We start from the raw sequence: 18,249 nt of genomic DNA on the forward strand, positions 1-18,249 counted from the left end.
TTAATCCTGGGCGGAGGAGGTGGCCTCAGCCTTGGGCTTGGGCTTGGCTGCCTTGGGCGTCAGCGATTTGAGCGCGGTGCGGATCGCGGTGCCGGGATGCTCGGGCCTGCTGCGCGGGGAGGCATCCTTGTCAGCGAGGCTCTTGTCGGCGGCGTGCCTGGCGGCCTGCCGGGCGCTGATGCGTTCGCGCAGTTCGAGTCTGGACTGCTTGACGTCGGGCAACGTCAGTTTCGGCAGCGTGGGCGTGGCCACGGTGCGGGTCGGTGCCCCGTCGACGTCCGCGCCGCCGGCGCCCTGGGCGGACTGCTCCTTGAGTTCCTGCGCAACGCTCTTCGCGGTGGGGTCGGACAGGTCCTTGTCCAGTGTGAACGGCTTGAGCTTGGGGAACAGCTGGGCACCCGTGGGCTTGCTGTAATCGCTTCTGTCGTAACCAGCTTCGATGATCACTCGCAGCGGCTTGTCGACGGCGTTGAGGATGTTCTCCGGCACGATGCCGGTGAACGGCATCAGGATCGGCAGGCGATCGGTGGGGATCAGGTAGTACTCGGTGTTGCCGTGCTGCTGGTAGTAATCCCGGTTGTCCTTGTCAATGTTCGCGAGTTCGGCTTCGAGGTCTTCGAGGCGCTGCGTGCGGCCGTGCAGGTAGTAGATGCCCGCGATCGAGTTCACGGTGGCCAGCAGATTCAGCGGATACGTCGGGAAATCCGACCATCCGGAGTACTGCCGCGCGATGTCAATCGTCTTGTCGCCGTTGTCAGGGGTCGCGCCGCTGAAGGTGATGTCGAGGATCGGGATGGTGAGGCCCTTGAAGCGCTGCATCACACCGCCGTTGGGGCGGCTGGGATTTTCTACCAGGATGTAGGTGACACCGAGGTTGGGGTTCTCGGCCTTGAACTTCGACGCCGCGACCGCGCCCTGCGAGAACGCGAAGACCACATCGCCTGCACCCGGGTTCTTGTCGCCGAGGTTGTCCACGCCCTGCTGCACCGACGCGTTCCACTTCAGGTCGTCGAAACCGTTGCGGGAGAAGGGCCACAGGCCGGCGTTGTACTCAACCTTCTGGGTGACTGCCGGTTGGGTGGTGTCGGTGCCGTCGAAGACTCGGTCCATGAACTCGACGAACTGCTTGTCCGTCGGTTCGTCACCGATGTTGGTGCCACGCAGATACCAGGTGGTGCCCGCCAACTCGGGAGTGGCCGACAGCGTCGGCGTCATCCCCAGGACGGCGGCGACGCCAACGGCGACGCCCGCCACGCCGACCGCCCCCACCGCCGGTGCCTTCTTCGACTGTGTTCGCTGCGCGCGATGCCGCCCCTGCGATGTGCCCACCGATGTCCCGCCCTCTGCCAGTGCATCCAACCGGCCGAATCCTACGGCATGTCTTTGCTGGGCGGCGCCTGGTTCAGACGATCGCGGGAACCCCGCCGGGCACCGGAAGCACGGCCGCGGACCCCTGCCCGCAGGAGTTCTGATCGGAACACTCCGAAGGCGAGCACTCTGTGCTGACTGCGCCTTGTTGGCTGCAGGTTGGGGTGGGGGAGGCCGGCGCGGGGCCGGCCAGCAGGATGCCGAGCGAGATCACGGCCGCTGCGAAGAGCGTCGAACCGAACGCGGATCTGCGCATCTGATTTCTCCTGGCGTTGTAGCTATCTTACGGCGATAACCAGCCACGACGGCGATTTCTTCCGATGTCGGCCGCCAGCACGCCCACCGCCCTAGGGTGTGGGACGTCCACACGGCAGGAAGGCGGTCGATGAAGCTGAAGAGGATCGTGATCTGGGGGACCGGGTTCGTCGGGAAGATGGTGATCGCCGAGGTGGTCTCGCACCCGAACTTCGAACTGGTGGGTGTCGGGGTCAGCGACCCGCAGAAGGTGGGCCGCGACGTCGCCGACATCTGCGGTCTGCCCGCACCGACCGGCGTGATCGCGACCGACGACGTCGACGCGCTCATCGCACTGCAACCCGACGCGCTCGTCCACTACGGGCCCACCGCGGCGCACGCCGAGGACAACATCCGCCTGATCACCAGGTTCTTGAGGGCAGGCATCGACGTGTGCTCCACCGCGATGACGCCGTGGGTGTGGCCCGCCATGAAGAGCAACCCGCCGAACTGGATCAGGCCCGTCGAGGAGGCGTGCGCCGAAGGTGGTGCCTCGTGCTTCACCACGGGCATCGACCCGGGATTCGCCAACGACCTGTTCCCGATGACGCTGATGGGGCTGTGTTCGCAGGTCAAACGCGTGCGAGCCTCGGAACTGCTGGACTACACCAACTACGAGGGCGACTACGAGTTCGAGATGGGCATCGGCCGCGAACCCGAGTTTCGCCCGCTGTTGGAGAACCCGGAGATCCTGATCTTCGCGTGGGGTGCGACCGTGCCGATGATCGCGCACGCGGCCGGCATCGAGCTCGACGAGATCACCACGACCTGGGAAAAGTGGGTCACTCCGACCGAGCGCACGTCGGCCAAGGGTGTGATCCCGGCCGGGCATGTCGCGGCCGTCCGATTCACGATCAACGGCATCTACCGCGGTGAGACGCGGATCCAGTTGGAGCATGTCAACCGGATCGGCCGTGACGCCGCACCGGACTGGCCGTCGGGCAACGACGACGACGTCTACCGCGTCGACGTCGAGGGCACGCCCAGCATCTTCCAGGAGACCGCGTTCCGCTTCACCGACGGATCGGGTCGCGATGCGGCCGCCGCGGGCTGTCTGGCCACCGGCATGCGAGCGCTCAACGCCGTCCCGGCCGTCAACGATCTGCCGCCCGGGTGGGTCACCCCGCTGGACCTTCCACTGATAGCCGGGGCCGGCACGATCCGCTGACCGGATGTTCGCTGTCATCGCGAGGGCGTAACGAATCGCGCCGCTGTGCCGAGATTCCGGGTAGAGGACTCGGGGTGAGCACATGAGGGGCGGTACTTTGCGCGCGGTTGGACTGTCGGTCGGCACCACCACGCTGGCCGCCGTCACCTCGGACAATGCTGTGCGCAGACCCCCGTCGGTGACGGTGGCCGGGCGCCCCATCACCGATTTCGTCGACCGGGTCGGCGACCCCGTGGGCATCCTGGCCGCCGACGGATCCAGCCACCGCGCCGAACGCCTGCTCGCCGAAGCCCTGCGGGCTGCGGCCTACGACGCGACACGCGGCGCGCCCCTGCCCGACGTCGTCGCCGTCTCGACCCCCGCGCACTGGCGGCAGGCCTCGGTGGACGCCTTGACCCGTGCGTTGGCGCGGGTTCCGGAGTGGTCACGACGCCCACCCATGGTGCTGTCCGACGTCGACGCGGCGGCGACGGCCATGCAGACCGATCCCGGGTTGCCTCTGCGCGGCGTGCTGGCGGTGTGCGATTTCGGGGGCAGCGGGACAAGTCTGACGCTCGTCGACGCGGCCCACAGCGCTGCGCGCATCGGCGCGACCGTGCGCCACCCCGACCTGGCCGGCGACACCGTGGACCAGGCACTGCTGACCCACGTGATCGGCGAGTTGGCCGGCGCGGGGTCGGTGGACCTCAACAGCACCTCGGCGATCGGCTCGCTGTGGAATCTGCGGGCCCAATGCCGGGCGGCCAAGGAGCGTCTGTCGGCGAGCGCGGTGACCGCGCTGCCCGTCGAGCTGCCCGAGTTCCGTGGCGACATCCGCATCACCCGCGCCGAACTCGACGCGTTGGTGCGCGAACCCCTCGACGACTTCCTGCGCCTGCTCGATGACACGTTGCGCCGCAACGGCATCCACCCCGCAGACCTCAGCGCGGTGGTCACAGTCGGCGGCGGTGCGGCGATGTCCACCATCACCACGACGCTGTCGGAACATCTGCGCGTGCCCGTCATCACCAGGCCACGGCCCGATCTCGTCGCGGCCACTGGTGCGGCGCTGCGTGCCCTGCGCGGACCCGCCGACACGACCGCGACCGCGCTGGCCACGGCGGTGCCCGCCGCCGCGGCGCCGTCCGCGGCTGTGGCAGCTGCCGCGCCCGTCGTCCCGCCCTCGGCGGCATCGACGTCGGCGCAGTCACTGGCGTGGTCCGAGGTGCCCGCCGCCCCGGATGACGCCCTCGACCTCGACCTTGAGGACGACGCGGCACCGTTCACGGGCCTGACGGGTGCGCGGCCGATGATTGAGTTCGACACCCCTGACGAGGAACCCGGGCCCCAGGGGATCCGTTGGTATCGCCGTCCGACCACCGTGATGGTCGCCGCCGCCGCGGTGTTGATCGCGGCCGTCAGCGCCACCGCGGTGGTGTTGGTGAACGACGCCGGGGTGGTGCATCAGGTGTCCGATCCGACGCCCAGCATCAGCACGACCCCGCCCGCGCCCGCCCCGGTGGTCGCCGCGCCCCCAGCGCAGGCACCCGCGCCCGAGGCCGTCGCACCGCCGCCGCGCACCGTCGTCGTCGCACCGGCGCCGGTCACGCACCAGGTGCAGAACGCCCCGGCGCCCGCACCCGTCGAGGCGCCCCCACCGGCGCCCGCACCCGTCGAGGCGCCCCCACCGGCGCCCGAGCCCGAACCTGCTGCGCCCGTGACCTCGACCGTCACCGAGACGGTGACTCCCAGTCCGACGCCCACGCCGCCGCCGAGTCCTGAGCCCAAACCCGAGCCTGAGCCTGAGCCCGAACCCAGCTCACCGGCCCCGCAGCCCAGCGCGGATCCACCCGTCCAACAGTGGATTCCGACCATCCCGCCGATCCCGACCATTCCGGGACTGCCGCCGGCCCTGCAGCCGCCGGGCACGCAGCGCTGACGGACCTACTTCGGCCGGGTGTGCTTGAGCAGCACCAGCTTCACCATCGGCATGTGCATCTCCTGCGGCGCGGCCGCCATCTGCTCGGCGACGCTGCGTTCGAGGCGGTCGCTCAACTCTCCGGCCCGAGGGTCGGCACGGCCACCCTCCAGGCCCGCGATCAGGCAGCTGAACGTCGCTGCCCGGATGAACGAACCCCATTGTCTGCCAAAGGCTCGCGCGTCCTTGTCGGCCCGGAACTGCTGGAAGTACCGGTCTTGGCCGTCGAAGGTCTCCAGGTGCTCGATCGACAGCCCCTCGAACCGGTCCTTGGGTGCGAACGGCGCCACGAAGTCCTTCTCGCTGCGACCGACGATCGGAATGATCATGCCGTGCAGTTCCTGCGCGCTGATCAAGCCCGAACTCCACAGCTCCCGCAGGCCCGTGTACAGGCTGTCGACCAGAGGCTTCAGGCCCAGCTGACCGTCCTCGTCGAGACCCATCGTCAACACCACAAGTCGGCCGTGATGGGTCAGCTCGCGGCCCCGGAATGCGATGAACTCATGCCAGTCGTGGGCGGCCTGGCGCTCGCAGGCGGCCCGCACCTGCTCGTCGCGGCTGTAGGCGGGCAGCACATGGTCGGGGATGGCGGTCGGGATGCGGGACAACCAGTGGATCGCCCACGACGACCAGCCCAGCGAGACGCTGTACGACGGCAGGATCTGTTGGTAGAACGACCGCCCGATGGCCGAGGCGTACACCGCCCCGTCGCGGGTCAGGTAACTGTCCGGATCGTTCTCCAGCGTGTCGAACAGCGTGGAGAAGTCGTTGTCGAAGGCGTCGGTGTGCGCGACCAGCACGGGCTGTTCACGCGGTGTCCGGTCCCGCAGGGCCTGGATCGCGCGGGAGATCGGAAGCAGCGCATTGTGTCCCGTCCCCGCGCCGTAATCCGCGAGGAGAAGCGGCGTGGGGGGCTGCGGCAGGGGAACGGTCTTGGCGGCGTCGACGAACAGATCGACCGCGGGCAGCAGACCGGAGGCCTGCAGCCGCGAGGCCGCGGTGTAGGTCGGGCTGTCCGTGGGCTCCGGCCGAACGACGATGCTGGACTCGGGCATGGTCAACTCCGTCGACGGCGACGCAGCAGAAGACCGACCAGAATGCCGACCACGAGCAGGACCGTGAAGAACAGCCACATGGGCGCGGACACCGTGATCCAGAGAATGTGGATGCCCACCGGATCGCGGTTCTGCGCGATGAACACCGCCGCCAGGACCAGCAGGATGAGCGCCACCCAATAGCGCAGCGCGAACCGGCGAACTCGACCGCCGGTGGGCGCGTTCGGATCCGTGCTCTGCGAGGCCACTGCCGTCTCCTCACCTGGGTTGTTGTTCTGATCGCCACGGTAGTCGCCGGGGCGCGGCCGTGACACACTTCGGGCGTGAATCGCCGTGCTCCACGGGGCCTGTTGATTGCCGCGGTCGTGTCGATCGTGGTGTCGGTCATCGGGTTCGTCGCATCGCTGCTGCTGAACGCGTTCGTCTTCGACGACTACGACGCCTACGGGCAGGTGCCGATACCCGGCAGTGCCGAGCTGCACCTGCCCGCGGGGGACGTCACCATCTCATTCCACACCGTGACGATCGGCAGTCCGTCGGGCGCGCTGCCGATTCCCGATCTGCGGATGAACCTCAGCGGTCCGGGCGGCCGGGACCCCGAGGTCACCGAGAGCATCGGAACGACCACCACGGTCAACAACGACATGCGGCGTCGCGTGTGGGTGGCGCACATCCCCGCCGAAGGGGTCTACACGGTCGAGACCGACGGCGAGGTGGGCGCGTTCGTCCGCCCGACGTTGACGTTCGGCCGCGACGGCGGCCGCGCGTGGCTGCCGTGGGTGTTCGTCGCGATCTTCGCCAACGGCCTCATCGACCTGGTGGTCGGGGGAGTGTGGCTGTCCCGGATCAGGCGCCGCGAGCAGCAACCGGTGTTCGACGCGTCACCGATGCCGCCGATGTCGGTGACGCCTGCGCAGTCCTATACGCCCACCGACGACGGAGTCCGCATCGAGGCACTCAGAACCCTGTCGGCACTGCGTGATTCGGGTGCGCTGACCGAGGACGAGTTCCAGGCAGAGAAACGGCGCGTACTCGACGGAATGTGAGCCCGGGAGTCAGTGGCCCTGCTGATTGGCCACTTCCTCCTCACCGCTCGTCCGGGCAGTCGGGCCACCTCCTCCGCCCCGCTCGTTCCTCGCGGCGCTGCGTCGGTGCCCGGCTGGCGCATCGTCAGTGGCCCTGCTGATTGGCCACTTCCTCCTCACCGCTCGTTCCTCGCGGTGCATCGTCAGTGGCCGCGAGCCACCCACTCGTCGTAGTTCACGATCTCGTCGCCGATTCGGGTGGTGTCACCGTGCCCGGTGTAGACCACCGTGTCGGCGGGCAGCGCACCCAGCTTGTCCTTGATCGAGTCGAGGATGGTCGGGAAGTCGGAGAAGGACCGTCCGGTAGCGCCGGGTCCGCCCTGGAACAGGGTGTCGCCCGAGAACACCGCACCCAGGTCGGGCGCGTACCAGCACACCGACCCGGGCGAGTGACCCGGCGTGTGGATGGCGTGCAGTTCAACCCCGCCGGCCTGCAGCCGGACTCCGTCGTCCACGGTGTGGAAGTCCTTGTCCGGATGCGTCATTCGCCACAGCATGTCGTCGGCAGGGTGCAGCAGGATGGGCGCGTCCAGTGCGGTGGACAGTTCGGGGGCGACGGTGATGTGGTCGTTGTGGCCGTGGGTGCAGATGACGGCGACGACGTTGCGGCCGGCGACGGCCTCGATGATGGGGTCGGCGGTGTGGGCGGCGTCGAAGACGATGACGTCGTTGTCGTCACCGACGATCCAGATGTTGTTGTCGACGTCCCAGGTGCCGCCGTCGAGGCTGAAGGTGCCGCTGGTGACCACGCGGGTGATGCTCATTTGAGCACCACCACCGAGCGCAGCACCTCACCGGCGTGCATCTTGTGGAACGCGTCCTCGATGGCGTCCAGGCCGATGCGTTCGGAGACGAACTTCTCCAACGGAAGCCGGCCCTGCAGGTAGAGCGAGATCAGGGTGGGGAAGTCGCGTTCGGGCAGGCAGTCGCCGTACCAGGAGGACTTCAGCGAGCCGCCGCGGGAGAAGAAGTCCACCAGCGGCATCTCGAGCGTCATATCGGGGGTGGGCACGCCGACGAGCACCACGGTGCCGGCCAGGTCGCGCGCGTAGAAGGCCTGCTTCCAGGTCTCCGGTCGGCCGACGGCGTCGATGACCACGTCAGCACCGAACCCGTCGGTCAGGTCCTGGATGGTCGCGACCGGGTCGAGTTCCTTGGCGTTGATGGTGTGGGTGGCGCCGAACTCGCGGGCCCAGTGCAGTTTCCTGTTGTCGGTGTCGACGGCGATGATCTTCTTGGCGCCGACCAGGGCGGCGCCGGCGATCGCGGCATCACCCACACCGCCGCAGCCGATCACGGCCACCGTGTCATCGCGGGTCACCGCGCCGGTGTTGATCGCCGCGCCGATGCCGGCCATCACACCGCAGCCCAGCAGGCCCGCGACCGCCGGATCGGCGTCGGAATCGACCTTGGTGCACTGTCCTTCATGCACCAGGGTCTTGTCGGCGAACGCCCCGATCCCCAACGCAGGGGTCAGCTCGGTGCCGTCGGTCAGCGTCATCTTCTGGGTGGCGTTGAACGTGTCGAAGCACAGGTGCGGGCGGCCACGCTTACAGGCCCGGCACTGCCCACACACCGCACGCCAGTTCAAGATCACGAAGTCGCCCGGCTCGACGTTGGTCACGCCCTCACCGACCGACTCCACCGTGCCCGCGGCCTCATGACCAAGAAGGAACGGGTACTCGTCGTTGATCCCACCCTCGCGGTAGGTCAGATCGGTATGACACACCCCGCACGCGAGAATGTCGACGACCACCTCACCGGGACCCGGATCCGGGATCACGATGTCGACCAACTCCACGGGCTGCTTCTTGGACCGGGAAATCACCCCACGCACTGTCTGACTCATGGATGACAACCTAATGCCTGGTTCCTGAGCGGGGGTGGCGGAGCGGACGCTCGGTAGTGTCTGCGCCATGAGCGCGCTCGACGTCCTCGCCGACTGGCCCGTGCCCACCGCCGCTGCGGCCGTCGTGAGCACCTCGGGTGTGATGGCCACGTTCGGCGAGACGACCGCGCGGTTTCGGCTGGCGTCGGTGACCAAGCCACTGGTTGCCCGCGCGGTCCAGGTGGCGATCGAGGAGGGGGCGCTCGAACTCGACACGCCCGCCGGCCCCGAGGGGTCGACGGTGCGGCATCTGCTGGCGCACGCCTCCGGTCTGGCCATGCTCGACGATGCGGTGCTGGCCAAGCCCGGCACCCGACGCATCTACTCGAACTCCGGCTTCCGCGTGCTGGCCGAGACGCTTGAGGCGGCCACCGAGATGTCCTTCGGCGACTACCTGACCGAGGCGATCTTCCAACCTCTGGCGATGTCGGATTCGGCGCTGCCCGGCGGGGCCGCGGAGGCCGGGTTCGGCGCGGTGTCCACGGTCGCCGACCTCGCGTCGTTCGCTGGTGACCTGCTGGCGCCCGCGACCGTGTCCCCGCAGATGCACGCCGAAGCGGTGACCGTGCAGTTTCCAGGCCTGGGCGGCGTGCTGCCCGGGTACGGGTCACAACGCCCCAACGACTGGGGGCTGGGTTTCGAGCTTCGCGACGGCAAGAGCCCGCACTGGACGGGCGCGGACAACTCAGCGTCGACGTTCGGCCATTTCGGCCAGTCAGGCACCTTCATCTGGGCCGATCCGGACGCGGGACTGGCGGCCGTGGTGCTGACGGACCGGGACTTCGGGGAGTGGGCGCACACCCTGTGGCCATCAATTTCTGACGGCATTCTGAGAGAATTCGGCGCACACTAGCGCAACAGGCGCCTCACAGGGCACAATAGACACGCGCGACACACAATTTGTGATGCTGGTCAGTAGACCGAGGCCGTTGGGGAAGACGTCCCTCGTCTAACTGAAGGAGCAGCCAATGCGTGCGTCGAACCAATTTGCCGACGCGACTACAGGTGTGGTCTACATTCATGCCTCACCCGCGGCGGTGTGCCCACATGTGGAGTGGGCGCTTTCTTCGACCCTGAACGCCAGGGCGAAGCTGACCTGGACGCCCCAGCCGGCGATGCCAGGGCAGCTGCGCGCCGTCACCAACTGGGTGGGCCCGGTGGGCACCGGCGCGCAGTTGGCGAACGCGCTGCGGTCGTGGACGGTGCTGCGCTTCGAGGTCACCGAGGACCCGAGCGAGGGCGTCGACGGGCAGCGGTTCTGCCACACCCCGCAACTGGGCCTGTGGAGCGGAACGATGAGCGCCAACGGCGACACCATGGTGGGCGAGATGCGACTGCGTGCCCTGATGGCCGCCGGCGCCGACACCCTGGCCGCCGAACTGGACTCCGTGCTTGGCATCGCCTGGGACGACGCATTGGAGCCCTACCGCAACGGCGGTGACGGGGCCGAGGTTGCGTGGCTGAATCGGGGCGTCGGCTAACCGGCCTTCAGCTCACGCGGACCCAGCACCGGTTGGGCCACGCCGCCGCCGTCGAATCCCGGACCCCATGGCCACCGGCCACGGTCGTCGGCCCACACCACCTGCCGCGCGCGGATCATCGGGCCCTCGATTGCGACGGCGAAGTTCAGGTGTGCGTCCGGGTGCGGGATGTCGACGAACTCGACCTTGGTGCCCGACGGCAGCCGCAGTTGCACGCCGGCCTCGGGGATTCCCTGCATGCGAGCCTGCCGGGCCAGCCGGTTCAACAGCCAACCGGCCCGCTGCGGATCCAGCCCGCTGACCAACAGTTCCGGAAGGCCGAACGCGTCGAGTCCGACCGTGTACGCGTACGGCGCACGGTCACTTTCGATGTACTGGATCGCCCAACCGTGGACGCTGATCCTCATACGCACCTCGTCGAGGACGTCCTCGTTGCTGGCGTCGGGGTGGTCGCACATTCCACACATGGCAGCTGACCTTTCTGTCGTGGTTGCTGCCAGCATGCGCTTGGGGTCCGACAAGTCAGACAGGCACCAGAATCCGCAGTGCGTCGGGCACCGCCGTGATCTGAGCGGGCAGCGCACAGGCGTAGTCGCCGTCGGCATAGGCGTTGATGCCGGGGCACTCGACCCTGACGGTGGTCGCGCGCCGGGTCGTGACCGTGTCGAGATTGACGTGGGTGCCCTTGAACACGGTGGGGAACAACCGAATCAGCCGGGAGCGCGACGCCGAGGCGATCATCGTGACGTCGAGCAGACCGTCGGTCGGGTCCGCGCCGGGGCAGATCAACATGCCGCCGCCGTAACTGCGGGTGTTGCCGATCGCGGCCATCGTCAGCCGCATGTCGACGGGTTCGCCGTCGTCGAAGGTCATCCGAAACGGCAGCAGGCGCAGCTTCGACAGTTCCGCGACCATCGCGAGGTTGTATCGCATTCGGCCGTGCGGCCACCGCATGCGGTTGGCGCGATCGCTGACCAGCGAGTCGAATCCCGTCGCGGCCACGGTGCCGAACCACTTCCGGGTGCCGTCGGCCCCGTCGATGCGGCCGAGGTCGACGGTGCGCACATGTCCGTCGGCGACGACGTCGGCGGCCGCGACCGGATCCCCGGTGGGGATGCCGTACTCGCGGGCGTGGTCATTGCCGGTGCCCGCCGGGACGATGCCCAGCGGCACGTTGGTGCCCGCCAACTCCTGCAGCGCCAGGCCGATCACGCCGTCGCCGCCGACCACCGCCAGGGCGTCCGTGCCGCGGTTAAGTTGGTCACGGACAAGCTCACTGGCGTGGGCGGCGTCGCGGCCGACGATCGCGCAGACGTCGACGCCGCGATCCTGCAGACGGGTGATCGCGCGTTCGGCGGCATGCGGGGCGTTGCCGTGCCCCGATGCGGGGTTGGTCAGCACCGTGACATGCCCGACGGTCATGGAATCAGCTTGCCCGGGTTGAGGATTCCGGCAGGATCCAGCGACGCCTTGACCGCGCGCAGCACCTGCACACCGAGCTCACCGACCTCGTCGGTCATCCACGGCCGATGGTCGGCACCGACCGCGTGGTGGTGCGTGATGGTGCCGCCGGTGCGCACCATGGCTTCCGAGGCGGCCGTCTTCGCGGCACGCCACTGGTCGATCGGGTTGCCCCGCTGGCCGGCGACCACCGTGAAGTACAGCGAGGCACCGGTGGGATACACGTGCGAAATGTGGCACAGAACCAATGCCGGCGTGCCGGATTCGGCCAGTGATGAGGTCAGGGCCTCGGTGACGGCGGCCTTCAGAGTCTGCAGGTTGGACCATGAGGTGGCTGTCTCCAGCGTCTCGCACAGCGCACCGGCGGCCAGCAGCGAGTCACGCAGGTAGGGCGCTCCGTACCGGCCGTGCTCCCAGGCGCGTGCGGGTTCCTCGCCCAACGACACCCCTCCGTGCGCCTCAATCAGCGCGCGGGTCTCGGCGTGCCGGCTCTCGGTGTGAGCCGCCGTCCCCTCGAACAGCGTGATGCCCAGACATCCACCGGTGATCTGCTGCTCACCGATCTGCTCGGTGGTGGCCAGGTTGACGCCGGTCTCGGCCTCATCGGACAGTCGCAGCACGGTCGGGCCGGTGCCGGTCTGCACCACGGCGCGCAGTGCCGAAGCGCCCGTGGCGAAGTCGGGGAACGACCATGCCTCGTAGCGGGTGGTCTCCGGCGCGGGATGCACCCGCAGTCGGACGCGGGTGATGATCCCGAACACGCCCTCGGAGCCGATGATGAGCTGACGCAGATCGGGCCCGGCGGCCGAGGCGGGGGCGCGGCCGAGGTCGAGGACGCCGGCCGGGGTGACGGCGGTGAGGCCGCGGATCATGTCGTCGAACCGTCCGTAACCGCTCGAGTCCTGGCCCGACGACCGGGTGGCGGCGAATCCGCCGATGGTGGCGAACTGGAAGCTCTGCGGGAAGTGTCCGAGCGAGAAGCCCTGCGCGCCAAGCAGTCTCTCGGCGTCGGGTCCGGTGACGCCCGCGCCGAGTTCGGCCTCACCGGAGATCGGATCGAGACTCAGCAGTTGGTCGAACCGGCGCAGGTCGAGCGTGACGGCGCTGGTGAACGGTCCGCGGATGGGGTCGAGGCCGCCGACCACGCTGGTGCCTCCGCCGAAGGGCACGACCGCGATGCCGTGTTCGGCGCAGTGCCGCAGGATGGCCGCGATCTCGTCCTCGGTGCCCGGGGTCAGCACCGCATCCGGTGCGTCCTGTTCGCCGCGGTCGGCGCGACGCAGCAGGTCCAGTGTGGACTTGCCGCCGGCGTGCAACAGGCGCAGATGATCGTCGACCGTGAAGTTCTCGGTGCCGACGATGGCCGACAGTGCCCCGCGGTCGGCGTCCGACAGGGCGCAGGGGCGAACCCGAACCTCGTCGGGCGTCAACTCCGGGACGGCCTGTTCCGCGACGCCCAGGGCCTGGGTCAACAGCGCGCGGATCCCGGCGGAGAGGGGTTTGGCCGCCGCCGGGTCTCCCCAGGCGTTCCATTTCATCGGAGGCTCAAGCATGCGTTACAGTATTACAGATGCTGTCAATCAGTAACGAGCAGGATGTCGGCGACCGGATCCTCGCCGCGGCCGCCACCTGCGTGCGTGACTACGGGATCGACCGCGTGACGCTGGCCGAGATCGCCCGCCGCGCCAAGGTCAGCCGGCCCACGATCTATCGGCGCTGGCCCGATACGCAGGCGATTCTGGCGGCGCTGCTGACGCGCCGGATCACCGAAGCGGCCCGTGAGGTGCCCCTGGCGGGGCCGGGTCGCACCGCGATCGTCGACCGGATCGTGGCGGTGGCCGCGCGTCTGCGCCATGACGACCTGCTCTCGGCCGTCCTGCACTCCGCGCCCGAGTTCGCGATGGTCTACATCGCCGAACGCCTCGGCACCAGCCAGCGACTGCTGATCGACGTGCTGGCCGACGACCTCAGGGCCGCGCAGGCCGACGGGAGCGTGCGCGCGGGTGATCCGCGCAGGCTGGCCACGATGGTGCTGCTGGTCGTGCAGTCCACCATTCAGTCCGCGCAGATCGTCGAACCGATCCTGCCGCCTGAGGAACTGGCCACCGAACTCACGCACGCGTTGAACGGATACCTCGCCCATGGCTGATTCCAGTGCCCTCAATGCCACGCGTCGCAGCGTCGAACTCGCCGCCCTCGCCGACGGGGACGTGCCCGACGTCCTGGTCATCGGCGGCGGCATCACCGGAGTGGGCATCGCCCTGGACGCCGCGGCCCGCGGCCTCAACGTCGTGCTCGTCGAACGCCACGATCTGGCGTTCGGGACCAGCCGATGGAGTTCCAAACTGGTCCACGGCGGGCTGCGCTACCTGGCCACCGGCAACATCGGCATCGCGCGGCGCAGCGCCGCCGAACGCGGAATCCTGATGACCCGCAACGCTCCTCACCTGGTGCGCGCCATGCCGCAGTTGGTCCCGCTGCTCCCCGCCATGGGGCGCGCCGAACGGGCCCTGGTCCGGGTCGGATTCCTGGCCGGCGACGGCCTGCGCCGCATGGCCGGAACCCCCGCCTCCACGCTGCCACGCTCACGCCGTATCGACGCTGGCCGTGCGGCCGAGTTGGCGCCGACCGTGCGCCGCGACGGTCTCGAGGGCGCCCTGCTGGCCTATGACGGTCAGCTCATCGACGACGCCCGCCTGGTGGTGGCCGTGGCCCGCACCGCCGCCCAGCACGGCGCGCGGATCCTGACCCGCGTCTCGGCCGTCGAGGTCACCGGCACCTCCGCCCGGCTCAGCGATGAACTCACCGGCGAAACCCTGGAAGTGACGGCCCGCGCGGTCATCAACGCCACCGGGGTGTGGGCTGGCGAGCTGGACTCGTCGCTGAAGTTGCGGCCCAGTCGCGGCACTCACCTGGTGTTCGACGCCGAAACCTTCGGCAATCCTGTTGCCGCGTTGACCATTCCGATCCCCGGGGAGCTCAACCGGTTCGTGTTCGCGATGCCCGAACAGCTCGGCCGGGTGTACCTCGGATTGACCGACGAGGACGCCCCAGGACCCATTCCCGATGTGCCGCAGCCGACTCCGGCCGAGGTGGCGTTCCTGCTCGACACCGTCAACACCGCGCTGGGCGTGGCGGTGACGACCGACGACGTCATCGGCTCCTACGCCGGTCTGCGTCCGCTGATCGACGCGGGGGAGGGCCGCACGGCCGACATCTCCCGGGACCACGCCGTCATCGAGGCGCCCTCGGGGGCGGTGAACATCGTCGGCGGTAAGCTCACCGAGTACCGCCACATGGCCGAGGACGTGCTCGACCGCACCATCGCGTTGCGCGGCCTGACCGCCGGGCCGTGCCGCACCCGCAACCTGCCTCTGATCGGTGCTCCGGCGAATCCGGTCTCCACGCTGAGATCCGACCACGACCTGCCGTCCTCGCTCGTGGCCCGCTTCGGCGCCGAAGCGCCCAACGTGATCGCGCGCGCCACATGCGAGCGCCCCACCGACCAGGTCGCCGAGGGCATCGACGTGATCCGCGCCGAATTCGAGTACGCCGTCACGCATGAGGGCGCGTTGGACGCCGACGACATCCTGGACCGGCGCACCCGCATCGGCCTGGTGGCCGCGGATCGAGACCGTGCCGCCGCGGCGGCTGAGGAGTTCCTGGCGGCAACCTAGCCGCGCGGGCTGAACGCCCAGTGCCCGCAAGCCGGGGCCCCAACAAAATCGCCCGAATTCGAAGGAATTCGGGCGATTCTGTGTCTGCTCGCGATGAGAAGACGAGCGGTTACAGCGGGATGTTCTTGTGCCGGCCACGACGCGCGGGCGCCTCGGCCAGCGCCTGGGTCAGCACGCTGCGGGTCTGCGACGGATCGATCTTGGCGTCGACGACACCGATCTCGATCGCGCTGTCCACACCGCCGGCGATCCGCTCGTGCTCGAGCGCGAGTTCCTCGTGCAGGGCGTCGCGCTCGTCATCGGGGGCGGCGGCAAGCTTCTTCTTGTGCAGGATGCCGACGGCGGCCTTGGCGCCCATGACGGCGACCTCGGCCTCGGGCCAGGCGAACACCTTGGTGGCGTTCAGCGACCGCGAGTTCATCGCGATGTAGGCGCCGCCGTAGATCTTGCGGGTCACCAGCGTGACGCGGGGGACCGAGGACTCACCGAACGCGTGCAGCAGCTTCGCGCCGCGGCGCACGACGCCGCCCCATTCCTGGTCGACGCCGGGCAGGTAGCCGGGCACGTCCACGATGACCACCAGCGGGATGCCGAACGCGTCGCACAGGCGGACGAAACGTGCTGACTTCTCGGCACTTTCGGAGTTCAGGCAGCCGCCCAGGCGCAGTGGGTTGTTGGCGATCACACCGACGGTGCGCCCGGCGAGGCGGCCCAGGCCGACCACGATGGACGGGGCCCAGCGGGACTGGAACTCCTCGAACGGCACGCCCTCGTCGAGCAGAGCCTCGACCAGCGGGTGCACGTCGTAGGCGCGTCGCGCCGACGCGGGCAGCAGCGCCTTGAGGTCGGTGTCGCCGGCCTCGGCCTTGGAACGGTCGAAATGACCCTGCTGGCAGAACAGTCCGACCAGGCGACGGCCGCGCTCATAGGCGTCGAGTTCGTCGTTGGCGACGATGTGGCAGACACCGGACTTCTTGTGGTGCGCCTCAGGGCCGCCCAGCGACACCATGTCGACGTCCTCGCCGGTGACGCTGCGCACGACGTCGGGGCCCGTGACGAAGACCTTGCTCTCGGGGGCCATCACGATGACGTCGGTCAGCGCGGGCCCGTAGGCCGCGCCGCCGGCTGCGAAGCCGACGACCACCGAGATCTGCGGGATGTAGCCCGAGGCACGGATCATGGCCTCGAAGACCAGGCCCACGGCGTGCAGCGCCTTGACGCCTTCGGCCAGCCGCGCGCCGCCGGAGTGCCAGATACCGACGATGGGGCTCTGGTCCTCGATGGCGGTGTCGTAGGCGTCGACGATGTGCTTGCAGCCGTCGACACCCATGGCGCCGCCCATGACGGTGCCGTCGGTGCAGAACGCGACGGTGCGGACCCCGTTGACGGTGCCGGCGGCCGCCAGGACGCCGGAGCGATCCCGCTCGTGCAGCAGCTCGACGCTGCCGTCATCGAAGAACGTCGACAGCCGCAGCAGCGGGTCGCGGGGATCCAATGATTCATTCACCGATTCAGGGGCCATCGTCGTCATACCGTCTCCTACCGTTTCGCGTCTCTTAGTACTTACCGAAGGCGAGTGCGACGTTATGCCCGCCGAATCCGAACGAATTGTTGACCGCGTACCGGAAATCACCGGTGCGCGGAGTGCCCGCAACCACATCCAGATCGATCTCGGGGTCGAGATTCTCCAGATTCAGTGTGGGCGGGATGACACCGTCACGCAGCGCGAACACGGTGAGGATGGACTCCACGGCCCCCACGGCGCCGACGGAGTGACCCAGCGCCGACTTCGGCGCGTAGATCGCGGGGCGGTGGCTGCCCATGGCGTTGTTGATGGCCTTGCCCTCGGCCACGTCACCGACGCTGGTGCCCGTGGCGTGGGCGTTGATGTGGTCGATGTCGGACGGCTGCAGGCCGGCCAGCTCGACGGCCCGCGAGATGGCGTGACCGGCACGCTCTCCGTCGGGGTCGGGGGCGACCATGTGGAAGCCGTCGGATGTCACCGATGCGCCCATGATGCGCGCCAGGATGTTCGCACCGCGGGCCTTGGCGTGCTCCTCGGTCTCGATGACGAGCAGTGCGCCACCCTCGCCGAACACGAAGCCGTTGCGGTCGCGGTCGAACGGGCGGCAGGCGCCGGCCGGGTTGTCATTGGTGTTGGACAGCACGATGCGCATCTGGGCGAAGCCTGCGATCGGAACCGCTTCGATCTTGGTCTCGACACCGCCGCAGATGGCGATGTCGGCCTCGCCGTAGACGATGTTCCGCCAGGCGTTCGCGATGGCCTCCGAACCCGACGCGCAGGCCGAGATCGAGGTGCTGACCCCGGCCTTGGCGCCACGGTCGAGGCCGACCACTGCTGCGGCGCCGTTGGGCATGAACATCTGAACGACCAAGGGGGACACCGCCCTCAGTCCGCGCTCGCGCATGCCGTCATAGGCGAACACGAGTTCTTCCGCGGAACCGAGGCCGGTGCCGATCGAGACCATGAGGCGGCGAGTGTCGACCTCCGGGGAACCGGCGTTCTGCCAGGCCCGGCGGCCGATCACTGTCGCCATCTTCTGCAGATAGGACATCCGGCGGTTCTCGACCTTGGTCAGCTCACCTTCGAATTCCTCCAACAGGTGGCCGCCGATACGCACCGGCAGGTCGTACTGCTCGATGAACGGATCCTCAAGCTTGCGGATCCCAGACTGTCCGTCAAGCAGGTTCTTCCAGGTGTTCTCGGCGTCGGTGGCCAACGCGGTCGTCATGGCTACGCCAGTGACGACCACGTTGGGCAGACCGTTGCCAGTTGTCAGCGGTGCCATTTCTG

18 protein-coding genes are annotated in these 18,249 nt (G+C 68.8%); 7 read left to right on the forward strand and 11 right to left on the reverse strand.

From position 1 onward, the window contains the following. Both G6N34_RS08330 and G6N34_RS08335 read right to left on the reverse strand, forming a co-directional pair. Positions 1-1,359: a PE-PPE domain-containing protein gene (locus G6N34_RS08330; protein WP_133057771.1), complete on the reverse strand. Its 1,359-nt coding sequence runs from the start codon at positions 1,357-1,359 to the stop codon at positions 1-3. 43 nt (positions 1,360-1,402) lie between these two features. Further along, a complete protein-coding gene (locus tag G6N34_RS08335; RefSeq protein WP_133057772.1) occupies positions 1,403-1,624 on the reverse strand; it encodes a hypothetical protein in 222 nt (73 codons plus the stop codon). A 129-nt stretch (positions 1,625-1,753) separates the two neighbouring features. Between G6N34_RS08335 and G6N34_RS08340 the strand changes: the two genes are divergently transcribed. Both G6N34_RS08340 and G6N34_RS08345 read left to right on the forward strand, forming a co-directional pair. Next, positions 1,754-2,830 carry an NAD(P)H-dependent amine dehydrogenase family protein gene (locus G6N34_RS08340; protein ID WP_085152487.1) on the forward strand — a complete coding sequence of 359 codons (1,077 nt, stop codon included), beginning with the start codon at positions 1,754-1,756 and terminating at the stop codon, positions 2,828-2,830. Positions 2,831-2,912: 82 nt separating this feature from the next. Continuing rightward, the gene (locus G6N34_RS08345) at positions 2,913-4,748 is read left to right on the forward strand and encodes an Hsp70 family protein (RefSeq protein ID WP_085152488.1); all 1,836 of its coding nucleotides are present in this window, start codon (positions 2,913-2,915) and stop codon (positions 4,746-4,748) included. 5 nt (positions 4,749-4,753) lie between these two features. Here the strand turns inward: G6N34_RS08345 and G6N34_RS08350 are convergent, their stop codons facing one another. After that, positions 4,754-5,842 (reverse strand): class I SAM-dependent methyltransferase, encoded by a 1,089-nt coding sequence (locus G6N34_RS08350; RefSeq protein WP_085152489.1) that lies wholly within the window; start codon positions 5,840-5,842, stop codon positions 4,754-4,756. A gap of 2 nt (positions 5,843-5,844) precedes the next feature. Continuing rightward, positions 5,845-6,090 (reverse strand): LapA family protein, encoded by a 246-nt coding sequence (locus G6N34_RS08355; protein ID WP_085152498.1) that lies wholly within the window; start codon positions 6,088-6,090, stop codon positions 5,845-5,847. A 75-nt stretch (positions 6,091-6,165) separates the two neighbouring features. Here G6N34_RS08355 and G6N34_RS08360 point away from each other — a divergent pair, with 75 nt between their 5' ends. After that, positions 6,166-6,888: an SHOCT domain-containing protein gene (locus tag G6N34_RS08360; protein ID WP_085152490.1), complete on the forward strand. Its 723-nt coding sequence runs from the start codon at positions 6,166-6,168 to the stop codon at positions 6,886-6,888. Positions 6,889-7,070: 182 nt separating this feature from the next. Here the strand turns inward: G6N34_RS08360 and G6N34_RS08365 are convergent, their stop codons facing one another. Both G6N34_RS08365 and G6N34_RS08370 read right to left on the reverse strand, forming a co-directional pair. After that, a complete protein-coding gene (locus tag G6N34_RS08365) occupies positions 7,071-7,691 on the reverse strand; it encodes an MBL fold metallo-hydrolase (protein WP_163645356.1) in 621 nt (206 codons plus the stop codon). Beyond that, positions 7,688-8,776, reverse strand: a complete 1,089-nt coding sequence (locus G6N34_RS08370; RefSeq protein ID WP_163645358.1) for an S-(hydroxymethyl)mycothiol dehydrogenase — start codon at positions 8,774-8,776, stop codon at positions 7,688-7,690. The genes G6N34_RS08365 and G6N34_RS08370 overlap by 4 nt, the downstream gene beginning before the upstream one ends. A 67-nt stretch (positions 8,777-8,843) precedes the next feature. Between G6N34_RS08370 and G6N34_RS08375 the strand changes: the two genes are divergently transcribed. Both G6N34_RS08375 and G6N34_RS08380 read left to right on the forward strand, forming a co-directional pair. Next, positions 8,844-9,668, forward strand: coding sequence for a serine hydrolase domain-containing protein (locus tag G6N34_RS08375; protein WP_085150670.1), 825 nt, complete (start codon positions 8,844-8,846; stop codon positions 9,666-9,668). A gap of 115 nt (positions 9,669-9,783) precedes the next feature. Then, a complete protein-coding gene (locus G6N34_RS08380) occupies positions 9,784-10,296 on the forward strand; it encodes a DUF3145 domain-containing protein (protein ID WP_085150672.1) in 513 nt (170 codons plus the stop codon). On the opposite strand, the gene G6N34_RS08385 is transcribed toward G6N34_RS08380, so the two are convergent. From G6N34_RS08385 to G6N34_RS08395, 3 genes are all read right to left on the reverse strand, one after another. Then, positions 10,293-10,754, reverse strand: a complete 462-nt coding sequence (locus G6N34_RS08385; protein ID WP_109788375.1) for a DUF4262 domain-containing protein — start codon at positions 10,752-10,754, stop codon at positions 10,293-10,295. The genes G6N34_RS08380 and G6N34_RS08385 overlap by 4 nt on opposite strands. Positions 10,755-10,818: 64 nt before the next feature. Beyond that, positions 10,819-11,718, reverse strand: coding sequence for a diacylglycerol kinase (locus G6N34_RS08390; RefSeq protein ID WP_085150676.1), 900 nt, complete (start codon positions 11,716-11,718; stop codon positions 10,819-10,821). Further along, positions 11,715-13,295 carry an FAD-binding oxidoreductase gene (locus G6N34_RS08395; protein ID WP_085150812.1) on the reverse strand — a complete coding sequence of 527 codons (1,581 nt, stop codon included), beginning with the start codon at positions 13,293-13,295 and terminating at the stop codon, positions 11,715-11,717. Before G6N34_RS08395 ends, G6N34_RS08390 begins: the two co-directional genes overlap by 4 nt. A gap of 32 nt (positions 13,296-13,327) precedes the next feature. Between G6N34_RS08395 and G6N34_RS08400 the strand changes: the two genes are divergently transcribed. Together G6N34_RS08400 and G6N34_RS08405 are read left to right on the forward strand one after the other, a co-directional pair. Then, positions 13,328-13,906, forward strand: a complete 579-nt coding sequence (locus G6N34_RS08400) for a TetR/AcrR family transcriptional regulator (RefSeq protein ID WP_085150678.1) — start codon at positions 13,328-13,330, stop codon at positions 13,904-13,906. Next, positions 13,899-15,434 carry a glycerol-3-phosphate dehydrogenase/oxidase gene (locus tag G6N34_RS08405; protein ID WP_085150680.1) on the forward strand — a complete coding sequence of 512 codons (1,536 nt, stop codon included), beginning with the start codon at positions 13,899-13,901 and terminating at the stop codon, positions 15,432-15,434. The genes G6N34_RS08400 and G6N34_RS08405 overlap by 8 nt, the downstream gene beginning before the upstream one ends. 109 nt (positions 15,435-15,543) lie before the next feature. Here G6N34_RS08405 and G6N34_RS08410 read toward each other — a convergent pair whose 3' ends face one another. Beyond that, positions 15,544-16,965: an acyl-CoA carboxylase subunit beta gene (locus G6N34_RS08410; RefSeq protein WP_085150682.1), complete on the reverse strand. Its 1,422-nt coding sequence runs from the start codon at positions 16,963-16,965 to the stop codon at positions 15,544-15,546. Between the two features lie 25 nt (positions 16,966-16,990). Beyond that, the gene (gene kasB / locus G6N34_RS08415) at positions 16,991-18,244 is read right to left on the reverse strand and encodes a 3-oxoacyl-ACP synthase KasB (RefSeq protein WP_085150684.1); all 1,254 of its coding nucleotides are present in this window, start codon (positions 18,242-18,244) and stop codon (positions 16,991-16,993) included. Between the last annotated feature and the right edge of the window lie 5 nt (positions 18,245-18,249).

Origin of the sequence: Mycolicibacterium confluentis, from assembly GCF_010729895.1 — a bacterium.
In the GTDB taxonomy this organism is placed as follows: domain Bacteria; phylum Actinomycetota; class Actinomycetes; order Mycobacteriales; family Mycobacteriaceae; genus Mycobacterium; species Mycobacterium confluentis.